Genomic DNA, 10,912 nt, shown 5'->3' on the forward strand with positions numbered 1-10,912 from the left:
GATATATATTTCGTAAAATTTGAGGAGGAGAGTTGTATATGCGCAAAACAAAAATCATTTGTACTATGGGTCCGTCAACAGATAAAGAGGGAATACTTGAACAGCTTGCTATAGAGGGAATGGACGTTGCCAGATTCAATTTTTCTCATGGGGATCATGAGGAACAGAAAGGCCGTCTGGATCGTCTGAAAGCTATCCGCACAAAGATCAACAGACCCATTGCTGCGCTGCTCGATACAAAAGGACCGGAGATCCGTATCCGGGAGTTTGCCAAAGGAAAAATAACTCTGACAGAAGGTCAGAAGTTTACTTTGACAGCAGATGAGATTCAGGGAGACGAAGAGAGAGTTTCCATTACTTATAAGGAGCTTTATAAGGATGTGAAGCCAGGCGACAGTATCCTTATTGACGACGGTCTGATTGGTCTGGAAGTAGAAGAGATCGAAGGTTCCGATATCCACTGTGTGGTCATTAACGGCGGTATCGTTTCCAACAAAAAAGGTATTAACCTTCCGGGCGTCAGCGTAAATATGCCTTTTATCAGCCAGAAGGACAGGGAGGATATCCTGTTTGGTATTCAGGAGGAATTTGATTTTATTGCGGCTTCCTTTACCAGAACTGCAGATGATGTTCTGGAGATCCGTAAGATTCTTGACGAAAATGGCGGCCGTGATCTGAACATTATCGCAAAGATTGAAAACCAGCAGGGTGTAGACAATATCGACAGCATTATTGAGGTTGCCGACGGCATTATGATCGCTCGCGGAGACATGGGAGTGGAGATTCCGCTGGAGGACGTTCCGGTGATCCAGAAAGAGATCATCAACAAGGTTTATAATGCAGGAAAACAGGTAATCACAGCAACTCAGATGCTGGATTCCATGATGAAAAACCCACGTCCTACCCGTGCAGAGACAACGGATGTTGCCAATGCCATCTATCAGGGAACCAGCGCTATTATGCTTTCCGGTGAGACTGCCGCAGGTAAATATCCGGTGGAAGCACTTCGCACCATGGTGAAGATTGCTCTGCGCACAGAAAGCGATATTGCATACAATAAAGAATTCAGTATTCTTTCCAGAGAACATGAATCTGCTATTAATATGACTACCGCGATTTCTCATGCAACCTGTATGACAGCCATTGATCTGGGTGCAAAGGCGATCATTACAGTAAGCCGTTCCGGAAATACGGCGCGGATGATCTCCAAATACCGTCCGGGCTGCATGATCGTAGGCTGTTCTCCGGAGGAACATACCTGCAGACAGCTGAACATGTCCTGGGGTATCACTCCGGTTCATATTAAAGAGGAGTACAGCATGGAAATCCTTCTGCTTCATGCAACAGAGGCGGCAGAGAGAGCCGGATATGTGGAAAAAGGCGATGTTGTAGTTCTTACCGCAGGCGTTCCTCTTGGACGTTCCGGAAATACAAATCTGATCAAGGCAACAGTCGTAGGAGAATACTAAAAAATAAGAAAAGCCCTTTCAAGGCAGCGCATTGACTGTCTGAAAGGGCTTTTATTTCTTTTAGGATATGATAAATGTTATTCCGTATAGGTATTTCCGTTTTCATCTGTCCAGGTTCCATCTCCATTATCGGTATAGCCTACGCCATTTTCATCGCGATAATGATAATCCCCGTTTGTGGTCTCTTTTATATCGACGGTGCCGTTGCTGCCCTGGAGCTCATGCTGCCCCAGCTGGGTTCCGAAATAGTAATCTTCGTCGTCCCAGGTATGGTAGGAATTTCCATTGGCATCTGCCCAGTTTCCATCTCCCTGATAACTGTATCTGGTTCCGGAATCGTCGGAATAAGTTCCGTCTCCGTTATCGTAAAGGACTCTGGATTCGGATTCGTCTTCGCCTGGCGCTACAATTGATGCGACACCGGAAGCATTACTGAATCCACTGGTGTATGGCACGCCTTCTGGAAGAGTGTCATAATCTGATACAGACCCGTCACTGTCATAGTCTGTGGCTTCGTTTACCTGTCCACTATTTTCTATAAGGGATTCAGGAGTTATTTCTGTCTCTGTATTTTCTGCTGCGGTATTCTCTGACGGGTTCTTTTCAATCGGGGGCGCTGTGGTTTTTTGCATGTTTACCAGTTGAGAAAACGGCGCATAATCCGGTGCGTTCTTTTCTTCTGAATCTGTATTCTTTTCCAGAGCAGTTTTTTCTGTATTCACTGGTACTGCGGTTGTCCCGGCAGAAACATTAAATACCAGATTGCCGCCTGCAAGGAGCGCTGTCACAAGAATTCCCGGCAGGATTCCTCTGCGAAGCTTACGCAGGTTCACCATATACAGGATTCTGTCCTTGAACACCATTCCACTGTCATTGAGGCTTGCCGTCGCATAGGGAATCTGATTTTCCATGGCTACTGTCCGAAGAAGCAGTTGTCTGTAAAGCCTGTAATCTTTTTTATTTACCCGGTTCACAACTGCTGTGTCACATAGATTCTCAATATCCTTATCCGCTTCTTTCAGCATAATAAGAAGGAACGGATTGAACCAGTATATTGATGCGCAGACTCGAAGAAGCATCTTATACCAGAGATCCCGGTGACAATAATGGGTAAGTTCATGATAAAAAACAAGTTTCCTTTCCTCTGCTGAATATCCGGTTGCCGGAAGATACAGCTTTGTATGAAAAAGTCCTGCAAGAAGCGGTGTGGTAAGACCTGCATTTCGCCTTAGTTCTGGCATTTTTCGTACATGCTTCCTCCGACACGCCTCTCTGTACATCTGAATACTCACCGGATCACTGACCTGAATACTCATCCGTTTCAGATTCCTCATGGAAAGATAATATGACAGCAGTTCGCCTGCCAGTTTAAGCGCTGCCACGCTCAGCCAGATTACTGTAACAATTACAGCTGCAATTCTTGTCCATTTACCTGACTCATAGGTGATATATCCTTTTGGTGCTGAGACCCCGGCCTGACTTTTCATATTATTGCTCACAGACGGCACAGCTTCTGCCAGCTGCTGACTCTCCTTGGGTCTGACAGCATGATTCTCTGTCTTCGGATCTTGCGCCTCCAAATGACTGCTTCTCTGCACTTTAAAATTTACCAGTGACAGAGTTGATGGCAGCTGCACTGGAATCATAAGACTGATTGTTACAAACAGCCAGGTAAAATATTTCCATCTGGCAGATACTTTACCTTTCGATAAAGCCGCAAACACTTTGACCAGCAAGATTACAACTGCTGCAATAATATTCAGTTTCAGAATATGCAGAACAAAAACTTCCATAATTAGTTATTCCTCCTTGTCCTCCAGTTCCCTGAGAAAATTACTGAGATCCTGGATTTCTTCTGAACTGATCTTTTTTCCATGATATAGTGTTGTTACAAATTTTTTCAGTGAATTTCCATAAAGTTTTTCAAGAAGACTCTGACTTTCATGGGTCTGATAATCCGACTGCGAAACCAGTGGTGTATATAGATTCATTTTTCCTTGCTTCGTTACTTCCACGAAATTTTTACTTTCCAGTCTGGTCAGTAATGACAGGATTGTTGTGGACGCAAGTTTTTTCTTCCTGTTGATCACTTTTTCAATCTCCGGTCTGGTCATGGGAGGAGTGCCATTCCAAAGAACAAGCATAATATCCAGTTCTGATTCGGGTAGTCTCTGATATGTTTTTTTCACCTTTTTTCAGCCCTCCTGTTACATATTCTCTATAAATCCAGTATTCGTTGTACTAGGAATAATTTTCTGATAATTTTATTTTACCATGATTTACGGAAATAACAAGGACTTCTGCATATTTTACAGAAGCCCTTTGTTTCAGCTGCTGACCGCTGTCAGTCTATCTCCGTATAACTGCTGCCGTTTTCATCGTACCATGTCCCGTCTCCATTGTTGGTAAATCCGGTGCCGTTTTCATCGGCGAAATAGTAATCGCCATTTGTAGTCTGGGTAACCGTTACAGTATTGCCCTCCACATCCTGAAGATGGTGCTGTTCCAGCGGATATCCCATATGATGTGTATCATCATTCAGAGCTGAATACGTATTTCCGTTTTCGTCTGTATAGGTTTCATCCCCGTTATCGGTATATGTCATTCCATCATCACCACGATATTCATAAGAGTTGTCTTCGTAAAGAATATATTTGACTGTAATTGTATTTCCGTTACTGTCAGCTAATACCATAGGCGCAGTAGAAATAATAGCCAAATCATCACTGTTATCTTCGGAATTTGAAGAATTATTTTCTTCTGTATCGGAAGAATTTGAATCTTCTCCGGATTGCTGAACGGAAGTATCAGTTTCTGCTTTATCAGAATCTCCGGCTGCATTTTCCTCTGCCTGTCTGGTAAAAGACGGGTTTCCAGGATAGGAGATATATTCTATAAATTTCCTCACATCACCTATATCAGCTGCGTCTTTTGCATATCCTACTGCCATATACAGGCTGTCTCCTTCTGAATAAACAGTCTGATAGCAGGCCTCATAAGTGTCGTTGCATTTGGCAATTCCTGTTTTGACATCCTCCAGCGAATATTTATAAATATTTACATAATCACTTCCATTGGTATAGCTGGCATAAGTACCATCCGTATCTGCATTCTCCCAGGCAGAACCAGTCGGCGGCTGCGTATAAAAATCATTATTTCCAGCTGCCATAACAGTTCCTGCTGAAAAAATCCCAAGTGTTGCTGCAGTCATAAGTGTCATAAACTTTGTTGTTCTTTTCTTCATAGTGGATTCTCCCTGAATTTTATTTTCTACATCTGTAGAAGTTGATTTTATTCTACATCTGTAGAAGAAAAAAGTCAACCATTATTTCTACATTTGTAGAAATAATGGTTGACTAAACATTGACCAATGCCATGAGAAACGCAGCTAAAATATCCGAAGACACAGCAATACCGCAATTTACTTTGTCTGGCGATTGATATATTTCGCCTTATATTTGGAGTATACGATGGTCTGATCTTTGTACAGACCATAATAGCCGGATACGGCATAGCTGACAACCACGGCAATAAGATAAAAAGATACGCCCTCAAATCCAAACAGCTCAAAGGCAATAAGGATAGAGGTAATGGGGCAGTTAGTTACACCGCAGAACAGGGCGGCCATTCCGGAAGCGGCACAGAGAGACGGGGAAAGTCCCACAAGCTGCCCCATGACACAGCCGAAGGTAGCGCCGATACAGAAGGAGGGAACGATCTCGCCGCCCCGGAAGCCTGCTTTCATGGTAATGGCTGTAAGAAGCAGCTTCCAGAGGAAATCCGAAGGACGGGCCTGTCCTTCTTCTACAGCTAACTGGATCAGTTCATTTCCCGCGCCCATAAAATCCTTTGTCTGAAGAAGAACGGTGATCAGGATCAGAGCGGCAGAGGCGGCAAGGATCCTGAAATAAGGATTTTTCAGAAAACGCTTATAAAAATCTCCTATGCCTTTCAGGGTTACACAAAACAGAATACTGACAAGTCCGCAGCCCACAGCCACAAGAAGCATTTTTAATCCGGTAAAAGCAGTCAGCTCCGGGATGCCGTATACATGGAAGCTTTCCGGGTGTATGCCGATGCCGGCGGCAAATTTAGCTGCAACCAGAGAGGAGATCACACAGGGAAGCAGGGCGGCATAGTACATGATCCCTACGCTGACGACCTCCAGAGAAAAAACGGCGGCAGCCATGGGAGTTCCGAAAACAGCAGAAAAAGCGGCGCTCATGCCGCACATAATAATCACATGCTGATCCTCTTCGTCCAGATGAAACCAGGAACCAAGCTGATTTCCGATACTGCCTCCAAGCTGAATGGCGGCTCCCTCACGTCCTGCAGAGCCTCCTGTCAGGTGAGTCAGAAGTGTGGAGACAAAAATCATAGGGGCAGAACGGAGACGGATATTATCCTGGGAACGGATGGCAGAAAGAACCTGATTGGTGCCGCCGTCGTCTTTTCCGAATTTCTGATAAAGGAATACAATGCATAAGCCTGCAATGGGAAGCAGAAGAAAGACCTGGAGATTTTCCATGCGGAACCCGGTGACTGCTTTCAGTGCATGAGCAAAAATACTGCTTACCGCGCCTACCACCAGCCCGGTGACAACAGCCAGCGCCAGCCACTTAAGAAGATGCGCTGTGTACTTCCATATCTGGTTCCAATAGAAAAGGACCCGTTCCAGTCCTTTTCTATCGTGTATGTTTTGTTGTGTATCCATGATTACTCCTGTGTAATTCCGGTTACTTCATATCCTGCGTTTTTGATAACTTCGCGGATCTTATCCTCGTCCACACGCTCCGGCGCTGTAAAGACAGTCGTCTTTTTTTCGTGGGAGGAAACCACATCCTCTGCCTGAAAAGCAGCTTTGACAGCTTCGTTTACATGAGCCTCACAGTGCGGGCACATCATACCTTCTACATTTACAGTGATCTTTACCATAGTCTTATTCTCCTTTTCATTCTTATTTTCATTATAAGGGTTTTCTGTGTCAATGGAAACCATTTGTTTGATTTTTTTGTCTTTTGAGGCATCATGGATCTTAAAAAGATTCAGCCGCAGGGCATTTGTTACCACGCAGAAGCTGGAAAGGCTCATTGCCGCAGCCCCGAACATAGGGTTCAGCGTCCAGCCGAAAATGGGGATCCACACACCTGCGGCAAGGGGGATGCCGATGATGTTGTAGAAAAATGCCCAGAAAAGATTTTCGTGGATATTGCGCAGGGTAGCCCGGCTTAAACGAATGGCGGCAGGAACATCGCTGAGCCGGCTTTTCATCAGAACTACATCTGCCGCGTCTATGGCAATGTCTGTTCCGGCGCCGATGGCAATGCCGATATCTGCTCTGGTAAGAGCCGGCGCATCATTGATCCCGTCTCCGACCATGGCAACCTTGCCTTTTTCTTTAAGGGAGCGGATCACACTTTCCTTTCCGTCCGGAAGAACTCCGGCGATCACCTGATCCACGCCTGCCTGTCTGCCGATGGCGTTGGCGGTTTTCTCATTATCACCGGTAAGCATCACAACCCGGATGCCCATATTCTGGAGCTCCTTTACTGCCCGGGGACTGTCTTCCTTAATCACATCCGCAACAGCAATGATACCTGCCAGCTGGTTTTCTCTGGCAAAGAGAAGGGGCGTTTTGCCCTGCTCTGCCAGGTCCTCGGCTTTTTTGCGAAGAGAGGCGGGAACCGTTACGCGGCTGCTGATAAATTTCATATTTCCTCCGGTAAGTGTTTCTCCGTTTACTTTCCCGGAAAGCCCATTGCCCGGAAGCGCCTGGAAATCTTCTGCATCAGCGGCAGTAAGAGACAGGGCTTCTGCTTTTTTCAGAACAGCTCTGGCAAGAGGATGCTCGCTTTTTTTCTCAAGGGAAAGAGCAAGGGTGAGAAGCTCTTTTTCGGTAAATCCTTCAGCTGGAAGGATATCGGTCACTTCCGGCTGACCGCTGGTGATGGTGCCTGTTTTATCAAGGGCAACGATCTGAACTCTGCCTGTTTCTTCCAGAGAAACGGCGGTTTTAAACAGGATCCCATGCTTGGCGCCCATTCCGTTGCCAACCATGATGGCTACCGGGGTGGCAAGTCCAAGGGCGCAGGGACAGCTGATTACCAGAACAGAGATTCCTCTTGCAAGGGCATAGCCGAAGGTCTGTCCGGCAAGCAGCCATACAAGGGTGGTGATCACGGCGATGGCGATTACAGCCGGAACAAAGATTCCGGAAACTTTGTCGGCGATCTTTGCGATGGGAGCCTTGGTAGCGGCTGCGTCGCTGACCATTTTAATGATCTGGGAAAGGGTGGTATCTTCGCCTACATGAGTGGCTTCACAGCGGATGAAGCCGGACTGGTTTACTGTAGCTGCGGAAACCATATCTCCGGCAGCCTTGTCAACGGGGATGCTTTCTCCTGTAAGAGCGGATTCATTTACCGCGCTGGAGCCTTCCAGAACAATCCCGTCTACCGGGATGTTTTCTCCGGGGCGGACAACGAAGATATCTCCTTTTCTTACCTGTTCAATGGGAACCGTGGTTTCCTGCCCGCTGCGGATCACCACGGCTGTTTTCGGCGCCAGCTTCATGAGACTTTTCAGGGCGTCGGTGGTTTTTCCCTTGGAACGGGCTTCCAGCATTTTTCCTACAGTAATAAGAGTCAGGATCATGGCGGCGGACTCAAAATAAAAGTCCATCATATAATCCATGACAGCGTCCATGTTGCCGTCCACCTGAGCCCTTGTCATGGCAAACAGCACATACACGCTCCATACAAAGGACGCCATGGAGCCAAGGGCTACCAGGGTATCCATGTTGGGGGCTTTGTGCCAGAGGCTCTTAAAGCCGCTGATAAAAAACTTCTGGTTGATGACCATGACAATACCTGCCAGAAGCAGCTGGAGAAGCCCCATGGCAATGTGATTATCCTCAAACCAGGCGGGAATCGGCCATCCCCACATCATATGTCCCATGGAAAAGTACATCAGTACCAGCAGAAAGCCAACAGATGCGATCAGACGTTTCTTAAGCACAGGTGTTTCGTGGTCGGCCAGGGCTTCCGCAGCTTCGGAAGGGGATACCTTCTGACCGGCAGAGCCTTTTACAGAAGCGCCGTAGCCTGCTTCCTCCACTGCAGCGATGATATCTGCCTCAGAAGCAGTTCCTTCCACACCCATGGAGTTGGTGAGGAGGCTTACGGAGCAGGAAGTGACTCCCGGCACATGAGAGACTGCTTTTTCTACCCGGGAGCTGCAGGCTGCACAGCTCATTCCGGTTACATTATATTGTTCCATTCAGATTCCTCCTTTTCCTTTTCGGATTTTTATTTCATCAGCTTCTGCAGAGTTGTCATCAGCTCGTCAACGGTCTCGTCCTTTCCCTCACGGATATCCCGGGCTACGCAGGTATGGATATGTGCGGAAAGCAGCTCTCTGTTAAAAGCATTTATGGCTGCGTTTACGGCAGCGGACTGGATCAGGATATCGTTGCAGTAGGTATCGTTTTCTACCATTTTTATGATTCCCCGCACCTGTCCTTCAATACGCTTCATCCGGTTGATAAGCTTTTTCTTCTCTTCCGGAGAACGGTGGGTGGATCTGGTGCAGCAGCATGTGGTCTGGTCTGACATATGAGTTGCCTCCTTTTATTGGAATATACCCCGCAGGGGTATTGGTTATGTGGATAATATATACCATATGGGGGTATATTGTCAAGGCTGTTTTTTAACAAAATAGAGAAGCCGTCAGATCTGAATAGGAATGCTCCATATCTGAAAGGAATCTGTCAGTTTTGTTATGGAAAAACAGAAATATGAAACGTACAGAAGATAAAAGAATGCGTACGGCGAACCGCAAGGTGTTTGAAAATCAGGATCATTCCAGAACAGTAGAGATCTATCTGGAGCCGGTCCACTACCAGGATCTGGACGGAGCATGGAAGGAGATGGACGATACTCTGGAGGAAGTAGGCGTCGGAGACAGAAGTCTGAAAGACGGAAACAATGGCTTCCGTAATCGTAAGGGGTCTCTGGAAATATGTCTGGATCCTGCGGCACAGGAAGTACATACGGTATCTCTGAATAAGGAAAATATGGTTCTTTCCTGGGGGGCTGGAAGGCTGTCTGCCGGTAAGCGCGCAGAAACAGGAATCTTCAGAATGACGTGATCGCCCTTGTTGATGAGACCGGAGATACCGTAGTAAACTATACTTATGACAGTTGGGGAAAAGTCCTGAGCATCACCGGAAGCAGGAAAGACACCATAGGTCAGCTGAATCCCTTCCGCTACAGAGGCTACTATTACGACAAAGAGACGGGAATGTATTACTTGAAGAACAGGTACTATGATCCGGAGATTAGAAGGTTTATCTGTGCGGATGGACAGGTGAACAGTGGAAGTCTTGGGAAAAATATGTATGCATACTGCGAAAATAATGCAGTAAATCTTGCAGATTACAGTGGCTGTTCGGTGATTTCAATAGGAAGTTGGCTGGGTAAATTAGTAGCTGGCGTGATAAAAAAAGCAGTAGTAGCAGTAGCTAAAAAAGCAGCATCAGCAGTTGCGGGATTTGTTGCAGGATTTGTGGCACATAAAGCTATAGATTTCGTAGGATCAATTGATTTTTTTGCTTCAAAAGAAAAAGAAGAAGTAAAGATAGACGCAGGCGCTATATTGCGGTCTAAGAATCAGAGGAAAGATATTCCAATTTATAGATATGGTGGAACAAATCCAGGTAATTTAACTCCAAAAAACAAGGATTGGGACACAGGGCTTTCGTTTTCAACAATTTCCCCACGACCTGGACGTGAAGCAGCAGTTACAACCATAAACAAGTTGAACGCAACAGGAGTGGTATTTGCTGAGCAAGATGGTCCAACTCATGTGACAGTTCTTCCAAGAGGAGCAACTGTAGAAACTTGGACAAAAATGGGTTCAAATTCTATTTGGACTCAGGCAGTAAAAAGTGTAGTTGTAAAATGAGATGGAGGATATTGATATGATAGTAGATATTGATACTTTATATGAAATGTTGGATGAGGAACAACCGATAAAGGTTCAGGAAGTTGCCCTTAGAGAGGCGAGAAAGATAAAATCCTTATCTGTATTTATGCAGCCTGTAGAATATAAATGGTCATGGGAAAATTGTGCAAAAGTAATCTGTGAAAAAACAGATAAGGAAATAAATAATTACACATATGAGATGCTGGAGTGGCTGCAGGATCTTAATTGGCCGGGAGCATTTTTGATCATGGAGAGACTGGAAAAAATGGATCCTCAGTTATTGGTGCATGCTTTTATTTATAAAGTAAAGCAGGCGCTTCTGTTAAAAGACACTGAATGGTTGGGAAGGATGTCATATCTTCTGAAAAATAAAAAGTTCTATGATGCACTTTTTGAAGAAAAAAAATATCAGAAAATAATGAGAAGATACTATGAAGAATATTGGGGGGAATTAAAAT

At 45.6% G+C, this 10,912-nt stretch carries 10 protein-coding genes; 4 read left to right on the forward strand and 6 right to left on the reverse strand.

Translation table 11 applies throughout. The features are described from left to right. The first annotated feature begins 38 nt into the window (after positions 1 to 38). On the forward strand, positions 39 to 1,469 hold the full coding sequence (gene pyk / locus RDS42_RS07850; protein ID WP_308783160.1) for a pyruvate kinase: 1,431 nt from the start codon (positions 39 to 41) through the stop codon (positions 1,467 to 1,469). A 77-nt stretch (positions 1,470 to 1,546) separates the two neighbouring features. Here the strand turns inward: pyk and RDS42_RS07855 are convergent, their stop codons facing one another. The 6 genes from RDS42_RS07855 to RDS42_RS07880 all read right to left on the reverse strand — a co-directional run bounded on the left by RDS42_RS07855 (position 1,547) and on the right by RDS42_RS07880 (position 9,082). After that, positions 1,547 to 3,262: a M56 family metallopeptidase gene (locus RDS42_RS07855; protein ID WP_308783161.1), complete on the reverse strand. Its 1,716-nt coding sequence runs from the start codon at positions 3,260 to 3,262 to the stop codon at positions 1,547 to 1,549. A gap of 6 nt (positions 3,263 to 3,268) precedes the next feature. Next, complete coding sequence (locus RDS42_RS07860; protein ID WP_308783162.1) at positions 3,269 to 3,658, reverse strand: BlaI/MecI/CopY family transcriptional regulator; 390 nt, start codon at positions 3,656 to 3,658, stop codon at positions 3,269 to 3,271. A gap of 155 nt (positions 3,659 to 3,813) precedes the next feature. Then, on the reverse strand, positions 3,814 to 4,713 hold the full coding sequence (locus RDS42_RS07865) for a hypothetical protein (protein WP_308783163.1): 900 nt from the start codon (positions 4,711 to 4,713) through the stop codon (positions 3,814 to 3,816). Between the two features lie 177 nt (positions 4,714 to 4,890). Further along, entirely contained in the window at positions 4,891 to 6,183 is a 1,293-nt protein-coding gene (locus RDS42_RS07870; protein WP_308783164.1) for a chloride channel protein, read from the reverse strand. Between the two features lie 2 nt (positions 6,184 to 6,185). After that, positions 6,186 to 8,747 carry a heavy metal translocating P-type ATPase gene (locus RDS42_RS07875; RefSeq protein ID WP_308783165.1) on the reverse strand — a complete coding sequence of 854 codons (2,562 nt, stop codon included), beginning with the start codon at positions 8,745 to 8,747 and terminating at the stop codon, positions 6,186 to 6,188. A gap of 29 nt (positions 8,748 to 8,776) precedes the next feature. Then, complete coding sequence (locus RDS42_RS07880; RefSeq protein WP_177296074.1) at positions 8,777 to 9,082, reverse strand: metal-sensing transcriptional repressor; 306 nt, start codon at positions 9,080 to 9,082, stop codon at positions 8,777 to 8,779. A 182-nt stretch (positions 9,083 to 9,264) separates the two neighbouring features. On the opposite strand from RDS42_RS07880, the gene RDS42_RS07885 reads away from it, so the two are divergent. The 3 genes from RDS42_RS07885 to RDS42_RS07895 form a co-directional block, all read left to right on the forward strand. Then, a complete protein-coding gene (locus tag RDS42_RS07885) occupies positions 9,265 to 9,618 on the forward strand; it encodes a hypothetical protein (RefSeq protein ID WP_308783166.1) in 354 nt (117 codons plus the stop codon). Next, complete coding sequence (locus tag RDS42_RS07890; RefSeq protein ID WP_308783167.1) at positions 9,615 to 10,433, forward strand: RHS repeat-associated core domain-containing protein; 819 nt, start codon at positions 9,615 to 9,617, stop codon at positions 10,431 to 10,433. The genes RDS42_RS07885 and RDS42_RS07890 overlap by 4 nt, the downstream gene beginning before the upstream one ends. A gap of 16 nt (positions 10,434 to 10,449) precedes the next feature. Further along, positions 10,450 to 10,912: DUF5071 domain-containing protein (locus tag RDS42_RS07895; protein WP_308783168.1), on the forward strand; the 463-nt coding region annotated here is incomplete at its 3' end.

Origin of the sequence: uncultured Blautia sp., assembly GCF_902497045.1 — a bacterium.
GTDB lineage: Bacteria > Bacillota > Clostridia > Lachnospirales > Lachnospiraceae > Blautia_A.